This window comes from Rhodococcus sp. P14 (genome assembly GCF_000256505.1).
Classification (GTDB): Bacteria; Actinomycetota; Actinomycetes; order Mycobacteriales; family Mycobacteriaceae; genus Rhodococcus; species Rhodococcus ruber.
In genome coordinates this window covers 1-16,616 of sequence record NZ_AJFC01000272.1, presented here as the reverse complement: position 1 = coordinate 16,616, position 16,616 = coordinate 1, and the positions used below count along the sequence as shown (strand labels likewise).

Here is a 16,616-nt window from a genome sequence, read left to right as displayed (position 1 = left end):
GGGCCCCCCCCCGCCCGCCGGACCCGGTGATCCCGCAACCGGGACGCGCCGAACACCCCGACGGCGACGCCGAGCGCGACGCCTGCGCCGATGCTCCACATCGGCAGCTGTGCCTGTTCGGCCGGGGTGTCCAGTTGGATCGCGAGCACCGTCGCACCCAGGGTGGACAGCAGACCGGTCACGCCGAGACCGAGCACCAGCATGTAGCGGCGCATCAGCAGCATCGCGGGGGCCAGCGCCGCGATCGCGCTGCAGCCGCCGCCGACCAGCAGGATCACCAGCGCCACCGTCCACGAGAACGAGACCGGGTCCGAGAATCCGTCCGGCCCGGACCCGGACCAGTGCGTGGCGATCCGTGGGGGCAGCCGCGATTCCCACATTCGAGTCAGCAGCAGTGTCGCCGCGGCGGCGACGAGTGGCAGGCCCAGGCCGAACAGGGCCCCGGCGGGGTCGATCACGCGGCGGGTGGTCACGGCCCCAGCGTAGGGAAACGGCATCACCGGCGACCCCCTCGAACGGGGGATTGAGGGCCGGAGCCCGGGGTTGCAGGCTCGTAGAGAGAACTCGAGCACGACAGGATCGAGGCCGACATGACCACCACCGGATCCACTGCCCTGACCGACGACGACATGGTCGTGATGACGCTGCTGCACGCGGCCTTCCGGCGCGACGTCGGACGCCTGGCGAACGTGGCACAGACCTACGGCACCGAGACCGACGAGGTCCACGACGCGCTGCTCGTCGGCTGGCACGGCTTCAGCCGGGAACTGCACCACCATCACCGGATCGAGGACACGCACATCTGGCCGCTGATGCGCCGCAGGCTCGCCGACCGGCCGGACGATCTCGCGGTGCTCGACGACATGGAGGCCGAGCACTCTCTCATCGATCCGACGCTCGCCGCGCTCGAGGAAGCGTTCGACGATCGGGAGCACGGGCCGGAGCAGGTGCCTCATCGCATCGACGACCTCGTCGGACTGCTGCGGTCGCACCTCGCGCACGAGGAGCGCGACGCTTTCCCCCTCATCCGGGAGGTGATCACCACGCAGGAATGGCACGCCCTGTCCACAGCGGCGGTGAAGGAACTCTCCTACAGCGAGATCGCGCAGGTCGGCCCGTACGTCGTCGACGGCGCCACGCCCGAGCAGGCTCGTCTGGTCCTGAGTGAACTGCCAATGCCCCTGCGGCTCGTCCACCGCTTCTGGTGGAACCCGCGCTACCAGCGTGTACGCCGCTGGGGGTGAGGCGGTCCCCGCGCGCCGGCGTCAGTTCACCGGGGCCGGCCGCGGCGGCCGCTCGAAGAAGCCGTCGGCGCCGACGGGCGTGCCCAGACGGGGCACGTACTCGGTGTGTGCGAGCTTGGCGACCAGGGTCGCGCGGCTGTTGACGCCGGTCTTGGCGAACACGGCCTTCAGATGGTCCTGCACGGTGTACGGGCTGATGCCCAGCACGCGGGCGATCTCGTGACGGGTCCTGCCGGCGAGAAGCAAAGCGAGAACCTCGGATTCGCGGCGGGTCAGTCCGTGTGCTGCCGCCACCAGGGTGACGATCTCGGGGAGCTGCGCCCGTTCCACGGTCATCAGCACCCGCCGGGGCGGATGCTCGCTGTCGAATCGTCCGACGCGGATCACGAGCCATTCCCCGTCGAGGGTGCGGGCCCGCAGGACCGTGGCATCCGCCCCCGAACGCCGCAGCCACAGTGCCGCCGATACCGCGGGCGCAGCGGCTTCGGGATTGCCGGGCGGGCCCCAGCCGAGTCGTTCGAAGTACTCGAGGGCGGCGGCGGTGATCGACTCGAACTCGTCGTCGGGTCCGACGACCGCCACCGCCGGTCCGTCCGGGCCCGGGGCCGGGGCATGTGCGCTGCTGCGGAACAACGTGGTGCGCAACCCTTCCCCGATGTCGATGAGGACGGCGCCCAGAGTGTCGAGTTCCTCGTCGGCGAACTCCGAGCCCGGTCGCCTGGCCATCGTGCACGCGCCCCAGCACGCCCCGTCGCGACCGCGGAAGAGCATGCGCACCTCGTCGTGCATGCCGCTCGGCGCGAGCACGTCGGCGTAGTGGCGGCTGCTCGTCACGTGGTCGCCCGTCACCTCCCGGAGCGTGCGGATGGGGACCGCCCGGCCCAGCAACGAGCCGAAGCCGCTCGGCACCGGATCGGGACCGTACTCGAGTTCCAGGGCCGTCGCGTACACCCGCGGGGTCTCGTAACCGCGAGTCGTCAGCGCGGTGGGGATCAGCACCGCGGGATCGGTGGTGGCCAGGCAGACACCGTCGTAGGGCACCCGGGCGCGGATCGCGTCCAGGACGACCTCCCGGAACTCGGTCGAGTCCGTCGCCGCGGCGGCCGCATCGCGGATCGTGGACCTCAATCGGGCGCCGGCCAGTGCCGGGGTCACCCTGTCAGTATCGCGTCCGAACGCGCGCTCGGGAACCCTCCCGCAGATTCCTGCGCTCGGGCGGTGACGTCGCGCCCGCCGCTGCGCCCGGGCGGTGGGGGTTCGCTCAGGCGGTCGGCTCGCAGGCGCCGCGCAGGCTGCACGCCCCGCACGACGTGCCGCAGCCGGCGGTCTCGGCCGGAGCGCTGGCTGCCGCGACGCGGGCACCGATGGAACCGCCGACACCGGCGGTGAAGAAGGCGGCGATACCGGCACCCACGACGGCGATCAGGCCTGGGACCGTGTCGAGCGTGAGCGCTCCCACGCCGCCGAGGACGAGCAGGCCCGCCGCACCGAGCTGACTGGGAGCCGCGACCTTGTTGGCCAGGGCGAACGTCTCCTCGTCGCGCAGGGCCTCCGCGGTACGCACACCCGCCCACCGGTTGCGCGGCAGCCGTCCGGTCAGACCCGCGACGGCGACCCCGGCGACGACGAGAGCGAGCACGAACAGTACGAGGGCGACGATCAACACCCCTCGAGGATACGTGGGAGACGCAGCCGCTGGTCGGGCCGGGGCAGGCCACGCTCTACCCTGGTCGGAGGTAACCGACGTCAGCCAAGTAGATAGCGACCACCGTGACTCGTCCTGTGCAGCCCTCCACCTCGTCGTCCGACGCCACCCCGCAGCACCGATACACCGCCGATCTCGCCGGCCGGATCGAGCAGCGGTGGCAGGATCAGTGGCGCGAGCGTGGCACGTTCAACGCGCCGAATCCGGTCGGCCCGCTCGCCGGCGACGTCCCCGAGGACAAGCTGTTCGTGCAGGACATGTTCCCCTACCCGTCGGGGTCCGGCCTGCACGTCGGGCATCCGCTCGGCTACATCGCCACCGACGTCTACGCCCGGTACCACCGCATGCTGGGGCACAACGTCCTGCACACGCTCGGCTACGACGCGTTCGGACTGCCGGCCGAGCAGTACGCGGTGCAGACCGGCACGCACCCGCGCACCACGACCGAGGCCAACATCGAGAACATGCAGCGGCAGCTGCGCCGGCTGGGGCTGGGCCACGACGAGCGGCGCTCGGTCGCCACGACGGACGTCGACTTCTACCACTGGACCCAGTGGATCTTCCTGACGATCTACAACGCCTGGTACGACCCGGAGCAGAACCGGGCGCGCCGCATCGACGAGCTCGCCGCCGAACTCGACGCCGGCACCCGCACGCTCGCGGACGGACGCGACTGGGCGTCGCTGTCGAAGGCCGAGCGGCTCGCCGCCCTCGACGAGTACCGGCTGGTGTACCGCTCGGATTCCCTCGTCAACTGGTGCCCGGGTCTGGGCACGGTGCTGGCCAACGAGGAGGTCACCGCCGACGGCCGCTCCGAGCGCGGCAACTTCCCGGTGTTCCGCAAGCACCTGCAGCAGTGGATGATGCGGATCACCGCCTACTCCGACCGTCTCATCGACGACCTCGAGTACCTGGACTGGCCCGAGAAGGTCAAGACCATGCAGCGCAACTGGATCGGGCGCTCGCACGGAGCGCAGGTGAAGTTCGCGGTGCGGGGCGCCGGCGATGCGGAGACCGGCCGCGACATCGAGGTGTTCACCACCCGCCCCGACACCCTGTTCGGTGCCACCTACGTCACGCTGGCGCCCGAGCACGCGCTCGTCGACGAGATCGTCGCCGGTGCGTGGCCGGAGGGGGTCGACGAGCGCTGGACCGGTGGCGCCGCCACCCCGGCCGAGGCCGTCGCCGCTTACCGGGCGTCGATCGCCGCGAAGTCGGATCTCGAGCGGCAGGAGAGCAAGGAGAAGACCGGCGTCTTCGTCGGCGCCTACGCCGTCAACCCGGTGAACGGGCAGTCGCTGCCGGTGTTCATCGCGGACTACGTGCTCACCGGGTACGGCACGGGCGCGATCATGGCCGTGCCCGGTCACGATCAGCGCGACTGGGAGTTCGCCACCGCGTTCGGCCTGCCGATCGTGGAAGTGATTGCGGGCGGTGATATCTCGCAGGAGGCGTACACCGGCGACGGAACGCTCGTGAATTCCGGCGAGCTGAACGGGCTGAGCGTCGCCGACGCGAAGAAGGCGATCATCGCGAGGCTCGAGGAGTCCGGCGCGGGCACCGGCACCATCCAGTACAAGCTGCGGGACTGGCTGTTCGCGCGGCAGCGGTACTGGGGCGAGCCGTTCCCCATCGTCTACGACGCCGACGGCAACCCGCACGCCCTGCCGGAGTCGGCTCTGCCGGTGGAACTTCCGGACGTCGAGGACTACGCGCCGGTGTCGTTCGATCCCGAGGACGCGAGTTCGGAGCCGTCGCCGCCGCTGGCCAAGGCCGAGGAGTGGGTGAACGTCGAGCTCGACCTCGGTGACGGGCTGCAGCACTACACCCGCGACACCAACGTGATGCCGCAGTGGGCCGGCAGCTCGTGGTACCAGCTCCGCTACATCGACCCGACGAACAGCGACGAGTTCTGCGCCAAGGAGAACGAGGCGTACTGGACCGGTCCGCGTCCGCAGATCCACGGCCCGCACGACCCCGGCGGGGTCGACCTGTACGTCGGCGGTGTCGAGCACGCCGTGCTGCACCTGCTGTACGCGCGGTTCTGGCACAAGGTGCTGTTCGACCTCGGCTACGTCACCTCGTCCGAGCCGTACCGGCGCCTGTTCAACCAGGGCTACATCCAGGCGTACGCCTACACCGATTCGCGTGGCGTGTACGTGCCGGCCGAGGAGGTCGAGGAGCGCGACGGGAAGTTCCTCTACCGGGGCGAGGAGGTGCACCGCGAGTACGGCAAGATGGGCAAGTCCCTGAAGAACTCCGTCGGGCCGGACCAGATCTGCGACGACTACGGCGCCGACACGCTGCGGGTGTACGAGATGTCGATGGGCCCGCTGGACCAGTCCCGGCCGTGGGCGACCAAGGACGTCGTCGGTGCGCAGCGGTTCCTGCAGCGGGTGTGGCGGGCCGCGATCGACGAGGAGGCCGGCACGCTGCGGGTCACCGACGCCGAGCCGACCGACGAGACGCGGCGTGCCCTCAACAAGGCGATCGCGGGCGTGTCCGACGACTACGCGGGCCTGCGCGACAACACTGCCATCGCCAAGCTGATCGAGTACACCAACCACCTCACCAAGGCGTACCCGGACGGGGCGCCGCGGACGGCGGTGGAACCGCTCGTGCTCATGCTGGCGCCCGTCGCCCCGCACCTCGCCGAGGAACTGTGGTCGCGGCTCGGGCACACCGAGTCGCTCGCGCACGGCCCGTTCCCCGTCGCGGACGAGAAGTGGCTCGTCGAGGACACGGTCGAGTACCCGATCCAGGTCAACGGCAAGGTGCGCAGCCGCATCACCGTGCCGGCCGACGCGGCGCGGGAAGCGATCGAGGCGGCCGCCCTCGCGGACGAGAAGATCGCCGCCCTCCTCGAGGGCGCGGCACCCCGGAAGGTGATCGTCGTACCGGGCAAGATGGTGAACGTGGTCAGGTAGTCGACCGGTCCGTTCTCGGGAGCGCACCGCGTGGCATGCCACAATGCGCGCATGAACGCACCCGATACCGAGCGGTCTCTTCCCGACCTCGCGGCCGTCCGTGCCGCTATCGACGGACTCGACGCGAAACTGGTCGAATTGCTCTGTGAGCGTGAGGCTCTGGTGCGCCGCGCAGCCGAACTGAAGTCCACCGCGGCGGAGGTCGCGGCGCCCGACCGGGCCCTGCTCGTGATCCGGCGCGCGGCCGAGGCGGCGGCCGCGCGGGGAGCAGACCCCGCTGTCGCGGAAGCGGTGTTCACGGCGATGGTGCAGTCCTTCGTCGCGCTCGAGCTGCGCGCGCACGCCGGCGAATCCTGACGGCGACCCGGTCGCGCCGGAGCGGGCCGCCGACCGCCCTCACCCGTCCGGCGAGCGGCGGCCGTCCCCGGCGGCCCGGCCGCCTTCCGCGACGTCCCGGCCGCCGTCCCGGCAACCGGCGCCGGACGAGCGCTGACGTGCCGGCGCCCGCGACCGGGTGCTCATCGGCCGCCCGCCGCGATCCGTGAGTGGACGAAATCGACGACGTCGTCGAGAACCTCGTCGCGGTTGGTCTCGTTGAAGATCTCGTGCCGCGCCCCGGGGTAGACCTTCGACGTCGACTGCGGGCCGGCGAACGTCGCCCAGCCCTCGCGGCTGCCCCCGAGGGGGACGAGCCCGTCGTCCTCGCCGTGGAGCCACAGCACGGGCACGTCGCCGACGGTGCCCGCGGCGGTGATCGTGTCGAGGCAGTGTTGCAGCGCCTCGACGGTGGGGCGCTTGAAGGGACCGTGCCACACGAGTGGGTCGTCCACGTACGCACGGCCCACCTCCGGGTCCCGCGACAGCGTCGCGGGGTCGATGGGGGCGTCCGGGATCTGCTCTGCCGCGAGCATCGCTTCGAGCGCGGGCCAGCGGCCCAGCACCGGGCCGGACAGGACCACCGCGGCGAGTTCGGAGCCGTAGCGCTGCGCGTACCGGGCGGCGATCATCCCGCCCATCGAGTGCCCGACGAGCACCACCGGCAGGCCGGGATGATCGCTGCGGGCCGTGGCGTCGAGCAGGCGGAAGTCGTCGACGACCCGCTCGAAGTCCTCGATCAGGACGCGTTCGCCCTCGCTGAGCCCGTGCCCTGTGTGGTCGACGGCGTAGACCACCGCACCGTCGGCGACCAGCCGGGTGGCCACGTATTCGTAGCGTCCGGCGTGCTCGCCGTAGCCGTGGCACAGCAGCACGACGTACCGGGGGTGGTCGTGGACCCAGCACCGGGCGGCCAGGGTGCCGGCATGCCCCGGCAGGGGGAAGGTGGTGGTCTCGTTCATCGAGGCTCCTCGGGGTGTGGCCGTGTGCCAGGACAGCCAAGCACTGCCGACCGCTCCGGCGTGGTATCCGCGCCGGGTGTCGGGTTCCGGCCCGGCCGCTGTGACCGGGTCGGCGCGGCAGGCGGGAACTCGTCCGCGGCCCGGTTCGTCGTATTCTGTGACAGGAAGTCGTCGTCTATCGCAGAGAGAGCCATGAGACGCGCCAAGCGCAAACCTCGAAGACCCTCCCCGCCCCAGAGTGACGGCCCGTCCGTCACCGCCCCCCGGAGCCGACCGTGCTGACAGTCCTCGGTATCGCACTCGGCATCCTCGTGGTCCTGGCCATCACGGCCCTGACCGGCTATTTCGTGGCCCAGGAGTTCGCCTACATGGCGGTGGACCGGTCCCGGCTGAAGGCGCGTGCCGAAGCCGGTGACACCGCAGCCGCCCGCGCCCTGTCGGTCACCCGCCGCACCTCGTTCATGCTCTCCGGCGCTCAGCTGGGCATCACGGTCACCGGCCTGCTCGTCGGCTACGTCGCCGAACCGCTCATCGGCAGCGGCCTCGGCGAACTCCTCGGCGGCGTCGGGATCCCCACCGCGGTCGGGGTGGCGGTCGGCACGGTGCTGGCGGTGCTGTTCTCGACCGTGGTGCAGATGGTGTTCGGTGAGCTGTTCCCGAAGAACCTGGCGATCGCCCGGCCCGAGCCGGTCGCGCGGTGGCTGGCGCTGTCGACCACGCTGTATCTGAGGCTGTTCGGCTGGCTGATCAAGTTGTTCGACGCCTCGTCGAACCTGCTGCTGCGCGCGCTGCGGATCGAACCGGTGCACGACGTGGAGCACTCGGCCACCGTCCGCGACCTCGAGCACATCGTGGCCGAATCCCGGGAGGCCGGCGAGCTGCCCAAGGAGTTGTCGACGCTGCTCGACCGGATCCTGGACTTTCCGACCCGCACCGCCGAGCACGCCATGATCCCGCGGGCGCGGGTGGACTACGTCCGGGCCGGGGAACCGATCACGCAGGTGCTGGCGCGGATGAGCGAGGGTCACACCCGGTACCCGGTGGTCGGTGAGTCCGCCGACGATCTGCGCGGGGTCGTGCACCTGCACGATCTGCTCGCGCGCGACACCTCGGCCGGCACGGCCGAGGCGGTGTGCCGGCCCGCGGTGATCGTGCCCACCACCCTGCCGCTGCCGGACGTGCTGGCCCGGCTCACCGAGGGGCACGAGGAGATGGCCCTGGTGGTCGACGAGTACGGCGGCTTCGCCGGCATCGTCACCGTCGAGGACATGGCCGAGGAACTCGTCGGGGAGATCGCCGACGAACACGACACCGCTGTCGAGACGCAGGTGATCACCCGCCAGGGTGAGGGCTGGGTGATCCGCGGCGACGTGCACCTCGACGAGGTCGCCCGCACCCTCGGCCACGAGCTGCCGGAGGGTGATTTCGAGACCCTCGCCGGGCTGGTCATCGCCGAGTTCGGCGGCCTGCCCACTGTCGGCGACACCGTCGCGATCCCACTCGAGCCCGATCCGGCGGAGCTGGCGCACGGGAACTCGCCCCCGACGCGGACGCTGCTCGCGGAGGTCCGCGGGATCGACCGGCACGTGCCGGCGTCGGTGCTGGTGACCGTACGGACAGATCACGAGGTGAGCGACGATGAGTAACCCCTGGATCGTGCTCGCCGTGACGGTGGGCCTGATCGCGGCGAGTGCCTTCTTCGTCGCGGTCGAGTTCGCGCTCATCGCCGCGCGCCGGCACCGCCTCGAGGACGCCGCCCCGCACAGCCGCTCGGCCCGCGCCGCGTTGCGCAGCGCGTCGGAACTGTCGGTTCTGCTCGCCGGGTCCCAGCTCGGCATCACCGTGTGCACCTTGGCCCTCGGCGCGGTGACCAAGCCCGCCGTGCACCATTGGCTCACCCCGGCCTTCGAGAACTGGGGTGCGCCGCTGTGGCTGGCGGACGTCGCCGGGTTCGTCCTGGCGCTGATCATCGTGACGTTCCTGCACCTGGTGGTCGGTGAGATGGCTCCGAAGTCCTGGGCGATCGCGCACCCGGAGAAGTCGGCGACCCTGCTCGCGCTCCCGATGCGGGCGTTCATGTGGGTCACCCGCCCGGTCATCGTGCAGCTCAACCACCTGGCCAACTGGTGCCTGCGGCGGGTCGGGGTCGTCCCGGTCGACCAGGTCGGCACCGGACAGGACCCGGACGCGTTGCGGCACCTGGTCGAGCACTCGGCCACCGTGGGCACTCTCGACGAGCGCTACCACGGGCACCTGACCAGCGCCCTCGAACTCGAGGCGCTGACCGTCGGCGACATCGTCCGTCCCAACGCCCGGCCGAGCAGTGTCCGGCCCGACGCGGATGCCGCGCAGATCCAGGACACCGCCCGGCGCACCGGGCACCTGCGTCTGCTCGTGCGTGGCAACGGGCATGTGGACGGGGTGGTGCACGTGCGGGACAGTCTGCACGCCGCGGCGGGGATCACCGCCGCCGAGTTGATGCGCCCGGCGCTGACCCTCGAGGCGGCGGTGCCGGTGTACGAGGCGCTGCGCACCATGCGCGAGACCCGCAACCACCTGGCCACCGTCACCGACGACGGACAGGTGGTCGGGTTGATCACCCTCGCCGACGTCCTCGAACGGCTGCTGCCGACCGCCACCGCGGGGGCCTGAGCCGTTTCCGACGCCTGAGCCGTCCCGGGCGCACAGTCGCGAGACAGCGGCGCACGCCGGGCATTCCCAGTCCCGGCGTGCGCTGCTAACCTCCGTTGCTAGAACGCGTTCCAGCAACGGAGGTTTCCGCATGGCTCCCACTCCCGCCGCGATCCGCGCCACCGTCGAGTCCTACATCAGGTCGGTCGCCAAAGGGACCACGGACGAGGTGCTCGCCCTCTACGCTCCCGGAGCCACGGTCGAGGACCCGGTGGGTACCGACGTGCGCACCACCGAGGCGTCCCTGCGCGAGTTCTACTCGATGATCGAGCCGCTCATCCAGACCGGGGAACTGCTCAGCCTGAAGATCGCCGACGGCAACGCCGCCTTCCTCTTCCGGCTGACCACCCACCTCGGCGAACAGGACCTCGTCATGGAGGTCATCGACGTCATGACGTTCGACGACGACGCCCGGATCACCGGCATGAAGGCCTACTGGAGCCAGGAGGACATGCAGACCGTCCCCGCCTCCTGAACTGTTTCACGTGGAACATCCGTCCTGAGGTGCGGCCGGTGCCCGAACAGCCGGGGCTCTCCTAGACTGGAAGTCGTATCCCGCGTCCTCCCGATGAGGTGACACGACATGGCCCACGGTCCAGGGTGGCCGCCATGACCGCGCTCGCCGACATCCTCCTGGTTCTGGTGTTCGTCCTGATCGGCGGCGTCTTCGCCGGCACCGAGCTGGCGCTGGTGTCGCTGCGTGAGAGCCAGATCCGTGCGCTCGAGGAGCGGGGCCGGCGGGGGCGGCGGACGGCCGAGCTGGCGCAGAATCCCAACCGCTTCCTGTCCGCGGTGCAGATCGGCGTCACCGTGGCCGGGTTCTTCTCCGCCGCCTACGGTGCCTCCGCGATCGCCCCCGACCTCGTCCCGGCGCTCGAGTCGTGGGGGCTGCCCGCCGCAGCGGCGAGCGCCGTCGCCTTGACCGGCACCACCCTGGTGATCGCCTACCTCTCGCTGGTCCTCGGGGAACTCGTTCCCAAGCGCATCGCCCTGCAACGGTCCACCGGGGTGTCGTTGCTGACCGCACCGACCCTGGACCGTTTCGCCACCCTGATGCGACCGGTGATCTGGTTGTTGTCGGTCTCCACGGACGGGCTCGTCCGGCTGCTGGGAGCCGACCCGGCGCGCCGGAGCGAGGAGATCACCCACGAGGAGTTGCGCGATCTGCTGCTCAGCCATTCGGCGGTGCCGGAGGACGAGCGCACGGTGCTCGCCGAGGTGTTCGACGCCGGGCAGCGATCGTTGCTCGAGGTGATGCGTCCGCGCACCGAGGTCGACTTCCTGCCCGCCGACACCCCGCTCCCGGCGGCGCGCGAACAGGCCCTGGCAGGCGCGCACAGCCGGTATCCCGTCGTCGGCACGTCGCTCGACGACGTCGTGGGCTTCGTGCACCTTCGCGACCTGCTGCTCGCCGATCCGGCGACCGCCCCGACCGTCGCGGACGTGTGCCGTCCCATCCTCGCGCTGCCCGCCTCCAAGCCGGCGCTCGCGACACTGTCGCTGATGCGACGCACCAACGACCAGATCGCCCTCGTCGTCGACGAGTACGGCGGCACCGCCGGGATCGCGACGCTCGAGGACATCGTCGAGGAGATCGTCGGCGAGATCGGCGACGAGTTCGAACCGACCGGGCAGGCCGCGCCCCCGTCCGCGCCGGCGCAGGCCGGCACGCAGCAGGTGGACGGTCTGCTGATCGTCGAGGACTTCGAACGCGACACCGGGATCGGGCTGCCGAAGGGCCCCTACGAGACCGTCGCGGGGTGCATGGTGCACCACCTCCAGCGCCTGCCACGACTCGGCGACAGCATCACCCTCGACGGTCACCGCCTCACCGTGAGCGAACTGGACGGCCACCGGATCGCTCGCGTCCGCCTGACGTCCGACGGCTGAAGCCGACCGAAACCACCCGAGGCGCGGAGGGGTTCCGCCTACCATGGGCGGGTGGCCGCCGGCACCGCTGCGCGCGGATTCGGGATGGTACTCGCGCTGACTGCGCTCGCCGTGGGGGGATGCTCCACGGACGGTCCGTCGCGAACCGAGCTGGTTCGCCTGGACCTGGCGACATCGCGGGGCGAGCATCCATGGAGCGGCCTGCTCCTGCCGGATCAGGTGCCGGTCGCCGTTCCACCGGCGCCGCAGGCCGAGCTCCCCGTGCCCGACGGAGGTCCGGTGACGGTGTCCGGAGACCGGACCGGCCTCTACGGCGGCAGCCTCGAACGTGAGCTGTGCGACCGGGAGCGGCTCGCCGGCACGCTCGAGCAGGACCCGGTCAAGCAGGCAGCCTGGCTCGACGTGTTCGACATCGCCGACGCCCGCGCATACCTGCGCACCCTGACACCGGTGCTGCTGCGGGCGGACACCCGGGTCACCGATCACGAGTACCGCGGGGGACGCGCGGTGCCCGTGCAGTCGGTCCTCGAGACCGGAACCGTCGTTCTGGTCGACGACCGCGGTGTGCCTCGCGTGCGGTGTGCGCCGGGAAGTCCCCTGATCTCCCCCGTTCTGTCCTCGGGTCAGGAGATCGAAGGAGAACGCTGGTCCGGCCTCGACGAGGAACGGTTGTTCGTCGTGCAGCCGGGAGCGGCGCCGGTCGGCGAACTGACCGTCGTCGACGTCACCACCGGGAATCTGCTGGCGGTGCCCATCGGCGCCGGTCCCAAGCAGCCGGCGCCCGGGGCCGCCGACCCGGTACCGCCGCCCGCACCGGAACCGTCACCCGCGCCGCCGGCGCCGGAGGCGGAGATCGCGGCGCCCGCGCCGCGGGCTCCGGTGCCACCGCCACCGCCACCTCCCCCGCCGCCACCGCCTCCCCCGCCGCCGCCACCGCCGCCTCCCCCGCCGCCGCCACCGCCGCCGCCTGCGCCGGAGCCGCTTCCCCCGGCACCGGCGCCGGCGCCGGCCCCGCCGCCGCCACCCCAGATCCGCATCCAGCTGCCGAACGGGGCGCCGGTCGTGATCCCACTGCCGTTCTGACGCCGGCGGCGCTGCCGTTCCGACGGTGCTGCCGTTCCGACGGTGCTGTCGTGTCCGGCGCCGACGGCTACCGGGGCCGCAGCACGATCTCGGTCGGGTGCGCGTCGACGGGGGTCCGAACGGCCTGCCCCACCGCCAGTGCCACGGTCGAGGCCTTCAGGAAGCGCTCCGGTTCGTAGGTCCGGCCCTCGCTCGCCACGATCGCACGCTGCATGTCGGTGTCGATCCGGCCCGGATGCACCGACGTCACCCGCAGCGCCGGCTCCTCCTGCCGCAGGACGTCGGCGAAGGCCCGCAACGCGAACTTGCTGGCGGCGTATGCGCCCCAGCCGGCCCTCGCGTTCAGGCCGGCCCCCGAATTGAGCAGCACGACATGGCCGTTCGCGGCCCGCAGCGCCGGCAGGAGCAGCCGCGTCAGTTCCACCACCGCCACCACATTCGCCTCGAACATCTCCCGCCACTGCGCGATTCCGCCGTCGGCGATCGTCCCGAGTTCGGCGAGCCCCGCGCTGTGCACCAGCACGTCCAACCGGTCGATGCCGGAGCAGGCCGCGGCCACCGCCGCGTGGTCGAGCAGGTCGACCGGCCACGGTGCCGCCTGCGGAAGCTCCGCGCAGATCGCCCGGAGCGACTCCGCGCGGCGGCCGCCGAGCAGCAGGTCGTGACTGGGGGCGAGTTCCCGGGCGATGGCGGCGCCGACGCCGCGGCTGCCACCGGTGATCAGGGCTGAAGGGCGCATGCGACGACCCTAGGCGAGGATCCCGGCCGATGCGCCGCCCACGCCCACCGTCACCCGCGGAGGGCGCGGAAAATGCATCTCCACAAGCGCTTTCGGACGAGAGAGCACATACTCACGCAGCACGTTGCGCACCCGGGTGCGCAGCCGGCAGTCGCACTCCGCGATCACCCCGGCCAGGTCGATCCCCGCCCGCCGCCCCAGCGCGACGGCCCGCGGCAGATGGAATCCCTGGGTGGCGATCACCGCCGTCCGCACCCCGTAGACCTGCGCGGCGCGCAGACAGGTGTCGTACGTGTCGAGCCCGTACGGGTCGGTGGCGATCACTTCCCGCCCCACACCGTGTGCCACCAGATAGTCGGTCATCGCCGCGATCTCGTCCCCGGAGCGGCCTCCTGCGTCGCCCGAGACGAGCACGCGGCGGGCGCGGCCGTCCGCGAGCAGCGCGACAGCCACGTCGAGGCGTCCGCGCAGCATCGCCATGGGCCATCCGTTCCGGACGCGGGCACCCGGCACGATCACCACCGGCGCGGCCGGCGCATCGGCGACGGTGTACAACCGCCCGGCCGCGGGCGTCGCGACCCGGGCCGCGACGCCGGCCAGCACCAGCGTCCCCCCGGCCACCCCGATCGCGGTTCCGGTCAGCGTCCGTCGCCACCTCGCATTTGTGCGCATGCGCCCCACGCTACGGACCGCCGCGGCGAGAATGGACGCATGGACCCGGTGGACGCCCTGCGGGAGGTCGCGTTCTGGCTCGAACGCGACCGCGCCGAGAGCTACCGCGTGAAGGCGTACCGTCACGCCGCCGACGTCGTCGCCCGGCTCGACCCGGACCAGCGCGCCGCGCGGCGCCGGGCGGACAGTTGGACGGCTCTGTCCGGAATCGGGCCGAAGACCGCCACCGTGATCCGCGAATCCTTCGACGGCGTCCCCGCCTACCTGCGGCAACTGCGCGAGGAGGCCGAGCCGATCGGCCGCGGCGGCGCGGGCCTGCTCGAGGCCCTGCAGGGCGATCTCCACGTGCACTCGGACTGGTCGGACGGCGGCAGCCCGATCGCCGAGACGATGCGGACCGCCGCGGCGCTCGGACGCCGGTACTGCGCGCTGACCGACCACTCACCCCGGCTGAAGGTGGCCAACGGCCTCACCGCGGAGCGGCTGCGCAACCAGTTGGGAGTCGTCGCCGAGCTCGACCGGGTCTTCGCCGACAGCGGCACCCCCTTCCGCATTCTCACCGGGATCGAGGTGGACATCCTCGACGACGGCACGCTCGACCAGGACGAGGGACTGTTGGCCGAACTCGACATCGTGGTGGCCAGCGTGCACTCGAATCTGCGGGCCGACCGGTCGATCATGACGAAGCGGATGCTGAAGGCGGTGCAGAATCCGCACGTCGACGTGCTCGGGCACTGCACGGGCCGGCTGGTGCAGGGCGGTCGCGGCACCCGCCCGGCGTCGCGTTTCGACGCCGAGGCGGTGTTCTCGGCGTGCCGCGATCACGGCACGGCGGTGGAGATCAACGCCCGCCCCGAGCGGCAGGACCCGCCGGAGCGGCTGATCGACCTCGCGCTGCATCTCGGCTGCCGCTTCGCGATCGACACCGACGCGCACGCGCCCGGACAGCTGGACTGGATCGGGTACGGCTGTGAACGTGCCGCCGAACGCGGGGTGGAACCCGAGGACGTGGTCAACACCTGGCCCGTGGAGGACCTGCTCGCCTGGACCGCGGGCCGGTCCGGGTGACGACGTCAGCCGGCCGCGACCTCGCCACCCGGGCGGCACTCGGCGTCGAGCAGGACGCGGGCGTCGGCGGCGAACCGGCGGACCTGCGCGTCGGTCCACACCTGGGCGGGCACGCCGCCGCCGAGCAGTTCGCGGGCGAGTGCCGGTGACTCGCCGAGCGGGGCGTCGCTGCCGGCGATGACGATGTTGCCGTAGCGCCGGCCCTTGAGCATCGCGGGATCGGCGATGATCGCGGTGTGCTCGAAGACGCTGCCGATGGTGGCTGCCTCCCGCCGGGCGGTGGTCAGATCCCGGGTGTCACCGCAGTTGACGACGTAGACGCCGCCCGCGTCGAGGACCCGGCGGGCGTGCCGGGTGAACTCGACGGTGGTCAGCGCGACGGGCGTGCGGTTCACCGCGAAGACGTCGCGGACGATCACGTCACGGGTCGCGTCGGTCAGGGAGGCCAGGACCGCCCGGCCCTCCCCCACCCGAATCCGCAACAGCGGGGCGCGGGGCAGGTCGAACCAGTCCCGGACGAGTTCGGCCAGGCGCCCGTCGATCTCGACCACCACCTGCCGTGCATTCGGGTAGGTGGCGGCGAGATAACGGGCCATCGTGCAGGCCCCACCACCGAGGTGCAGCACCCGCAGCCGTTCGTCGTGCGGCCGTTGCGATTCGAGCAGGTGAGCGATCCACCGCATGTACTCGAACTCGAGCAGCGTGGGATCGGTGAGATCGATGTGGGAGCTGGGCACCCCGTTGACCTCGAGCACCCAGCCGTCGGGCCGGTACCGATCCTTGACCAGTTCACAGGTGCCGGTGTCGATGTCGTGGATGCCCTCGGCCGGGCCGCGGCCGGACCCCGCCGCGGCCCGACGCTCCCGCTGCCTGCCCATGGCATCGAGGGTAGCCGGACCGCCGGGAACCGTCGGGGCCCGGCCGGCAGGTCCGGGTGACCGACCGTGCCGCTACGACCAGCGGGTCGGCACGATGGTTCTGCGGCTCGTGGCGCCGACCGCGACCGTGCCGGCGGCGGCCGCGACGATGAGCAGCACGGCCGGGACCGGTGACAGCCACCACGGGGACGCGAGCAGCACCGCCAGCACCAGCATCGCGATCAGCAGGGCCGTCGGGTCGGGCCGGGTACGGGTCTCCCCGAGCGTCGCGTACCGGCGGAACCGTCGTCCGTCCGTCATGTCAGTGCGTCCCCTCGAGCGTGCGAGCGGTCTGGGCGTGCGAACCCCAGCCCACGTGCGCCTCGGCGCGCATCTTCTCGCT

Annotated in this window: 16 protein-coding genes and 1 pseudogene; 9 read left to right on the top strand and 8 right to left on the bottom strand. The window is 71.8% G+C overall.

The annotated features are described in order from the left end of the window. Positions 1-473: pseudogene (locus OEY_RS0119035) on the bottom strand (DUF1648 domain-containing protein); the annotation flags it as partial. Positions 474-590: 117 nt separating this feature from the next. Between OEY_RS0119035 and OEY_RS0119030 the strand changes: the two are divergent. After that, entirely contained in the window at positions 591-1,244 is a 654-nt protein-coding gene (locus tag OEY_RS0119030) for a hemerythrin domain-containing protein (RefSeq protein ID WP_010595404.1), read from the top strand. Positions 1,245-1,265: 21 nt separating this feature from the next. Here the strand turns inward: OEY_RS0119030 and OEY_RS0119025 are convergent, their stop codons facing one another. Further along, positions 1,266-2,399 carry a response regulator transcription factor gene (locus OEY_RS0119025; protein WP_010595403.1) on the bottom strand — a complete coding sequence of 378 codons (1,134 nt, stop codon included), beginning with the start codon at positions 2,397-2,399 and terminating at the stop codon, positions 1,266-1,268. 106 nt (positions 2,400-2,505) lie between these two features. Next, positions 2,506-2,910 carry an SdpI family protein gene (locus OEY_RS0119020; RefSeq protein ID WP_010595402.1) on the bottom strand — a complete coding sequence of 135 codons (405 nt, stop codon included), beginning with the start codon at positions 2,908-2,910 and terminating at the stop codon, positions 2,506-2,508. Positions 2,911-3,014: 104 nt separating this feature from the next. Here OEY_RS0119020 and leuS point away from each other — a divergent pair, with 104 nt between their 5' ends. Then, a complete protein-coding gene (gene leuS, locus OEY_RS0119015) occupies positions 3,015-5,876 on the top strand; it encodes a leucine--tRNA ligase (protein WP_029540110.1) in 2,862 nt (953 codons plus the stop codon). Between the two features lie 51 nt (positions 5,877-5,927). After that, a complete protein-coding gene (locus OEY_RS0119010; protein WP_010595400.1) occupies positions 5,928-6,233 on the top strand; it encodes a chorismate mutase in 306 nt (101 codons plus the stop codon). 161 nt (positions 6,234-6,394) lie between these two features. Here the strand turns inward: OEY_RS0119010 and OEY_RS0119005 are convergent, their stop codons facing one another. After that, a complete protein-coding gene (locus OEY_RS0119005; RefSeq protein ID WP_010595399.1) occupies positions 6,395-7,213 on the bottom strand; it encodes an alpha/beta hydrolase in 819 nt (272 codons plus the stop codon). Between the two features lie 275 nt (positions 7,214-7,488). Here OEY_RS0119005 and OEY_RS0119000 point away from each other — a divergent pair, with 275 nt between their 5' ends. The 5 genes from OEY_RS0119000 to OEY_RS0118980 all read left to right on the top strand — a co-directional run bounded on the left by OEY_RS0119000 (position 7,489) and on the right by OEY_RS0118980 (position 12,877). Continuing rightward, complete coding sequence (locus OEY_RS0119000) at positions 7,489-8,859, top strand: hemolysin family protein (protein ID WP_010595398.1); 1,371 nt, start codon at positions 7,489-7,491, stop codon at positions 8,857-8,859. Continuing rightward, a complete protein-coding gene (locus OEY_RS0118995) occupies positions 8,852-9,865 on the top strand; it encodes a hemolysin family protein (RefSeq protein ID WP_010595397.1) in 1,014 nt (337 codons plus the stop codon). Before OEY_RS0119000 ends, OEY_RS0118995 begins: the two co-directional genes overlap by 8 nt. Before the next feature lie 130 nt (positions 9,866-9,995). Beyond that, a complete protein-coding gene (locus OEY_RS0118990; protein WP_010595396.1) occupies positions 9,996-10,379 on the top strand; it encodes a nuclear transport factor 2 family protein in 384 nt (127 codons plus the stop codon). A 134-nt stretch (positions 10,380-10,513) separates the two neighbouring features. Then, the gene (locus OEY_RS0118985; RefSeq protein WP_010595395.1) at positions 10,514-11,794 is read left to right on the top strand and encodes a hemolysin family protein; all 1,281 of its coding nucleotides are present in this window, start codon (positions 10,514-10,516) and stop codon (positions 11,792-11,794) included. Positions 11,795-12,073: 279 nt separating this feature from the next. Then, on the top strand, positions 12,074-12,877 hold the full coding sequence (locus tag OEY_RS0118980; protein ID WP_237713763.1) for a DUF6777 domain-containing protein: 804 nt from the start codon (positions 12,074-12,076) through the stop codon (positions 12,875-12,877). 67 nt (positions 12,878-12,944) lie between these two features. On the opposite strand, the gene OEY_RS0118975 is transcribed toward OEY_RS0118980, so the two are convergent. Next, entirely contained in the window at positions 12,945-13,616 is a 672-nt protein-coding gene (locus tag OEY_RS0118975) for an SDR family oxidoreductase (RefSeq protein ID WP_010595393.1), read from the bottom strand. 9 nt (positions 13,617-13,625) lie between these two features. After that, the gene (locus OEY_RS0118970) at positions 13,626-14,288 is read right to left on the bottom strand and encodes a SanA/YdcF family protein (protein ID WP_225223001.1); all 663 of its coding nucleotides are present in this window, start codon (positions 14,286-14,288) and stop codon (positions 13,626-13,628) included. 39 nt (positions 14,289-14,327) lie between these two features. Here OEY_RS0118970 and OEY_RS0118965 point away from each other — a divergent pair, with 39 nt between their 5' ends. Further along, entirely contained in the window at positions 14,328-15,356 is a 1,029-nt protein-coding gene (locus OEY_RS0118965) for a PHP domain-containing protein (RefSeq protein ID WP_010595391.1), read from the top strand. Positions 15,357-15,361: 5 nt separating this feature from the next. Here the strand turns inward: OEY_RS0118965 and OEY_RS0118960 are convergent, their stop codons facing one another. Then, positions 15,362-16,234 carry a spermidine synthase gene (locus OEY_RS0118960; protein WP_010595390.1) on the bottom strand — a complete coding sequence of 291 codons (873 nt, stop codon included), beginning with the start codon at positions 16,232-16,234 and terminating at the stop codon, positions 15,362-15,364. A gap of 72 nt (positions 16,235-16,306) precedes the next feature. Next, positions 16,307-16,534 (bottom strand): hypothetical protein, encoded by a 228-nt coding sequence (locus tag OEY_RS0118955; RefSeq protein ID WP_010595389.1) that lies wholly within the window; start codon positions 16,532-16,534, stop codon positions 16,307-16,309. Positions 16,535-16,616: the final 82 nt, after the last annotated feature.

Excerpts from the sequence above, each read along its gene's own strand:
- OEY_RS0118965 (WP_010595391.1), top strand. The coding sequence starts at position 14,328 with ATGGACCCGGTGGACGCCCTGCGGGAGGTCGCGTTCTGGCTCGAACGC.
- OEY_RS0118960 (WP_010595390.1), bottom strand. The coding sequence starts at position 16,234 with ATGGGCAGGCAGCGGGAGCGTCGGGCCGCGGCGGGGTCCGGCCGCGGC.
- OEY_RS0119005 (WP_010595399.1), bottom strand. The coding sequence starts at position 7,213 with ATGAACGAGACCACCACCTTCCCCCTGCCGGGGCATGCCGGCACCCTG.
- OEY_RS0118985 (WP_010595395.1), top strand. The coding sequence starts at position 10,514 with ATGACCGCGCTCGCCGACATCCTCCTGGTTCTGGTGTTCGTCCTGATC.
- OEY_RS0119010 (WP_010595400.1), top strand. The coding sequence starts at position 5,928 with ATGAACGCACCCGATACCGAGCGGTCTCTTCCCGACCTCGCGGCCGTC.
- OEY_RS0119030 (WP_010595404.1), top strand. The coding sequence starts at position 591 with ATGACCACCACCGGATCCACTGCCCTGACCGACGACGACATGGTCGTG.
- OEY_RS0118970 (WP_225223001.1), bottom strand. The coding sequence starts at position 14,288 with ATGCGCACAAATGCGAGGTGGCGACGGACGCTGACCGGAACCGCGATC.
- OEY_RS0118995 (WP_010595397.1), top strand. The coding sequence starts at position 8,852 with ATGAGTAACCCCTGGATCGTGCTCGCCGTGACGGTGGGCCTGATCGCG.
- OEY_RS0118955 (WP_010595389.1), bottom strand. The coding sequence starts at position 16,534 with ATGACGGACGGACGACGGTTCCGCCGGTACGCGACGCTCGGGGAGACC.
- OEY_RS0118990 (WP_010595396.1), top strand. The coding sequence starts at position 9,996 with ATGGCTCCCACTCCCGCCGCGATCCGCGCCACCGTCGAGTCCTACATC.
- OEY_RS0118975 (WP_010595393.1), bottom strand. The coding sequence starts at position 13,616 with ATGCGCCCTTCAGCCCTGATCACCGGTGGCAGCCGCGGCGTCGGCGCC.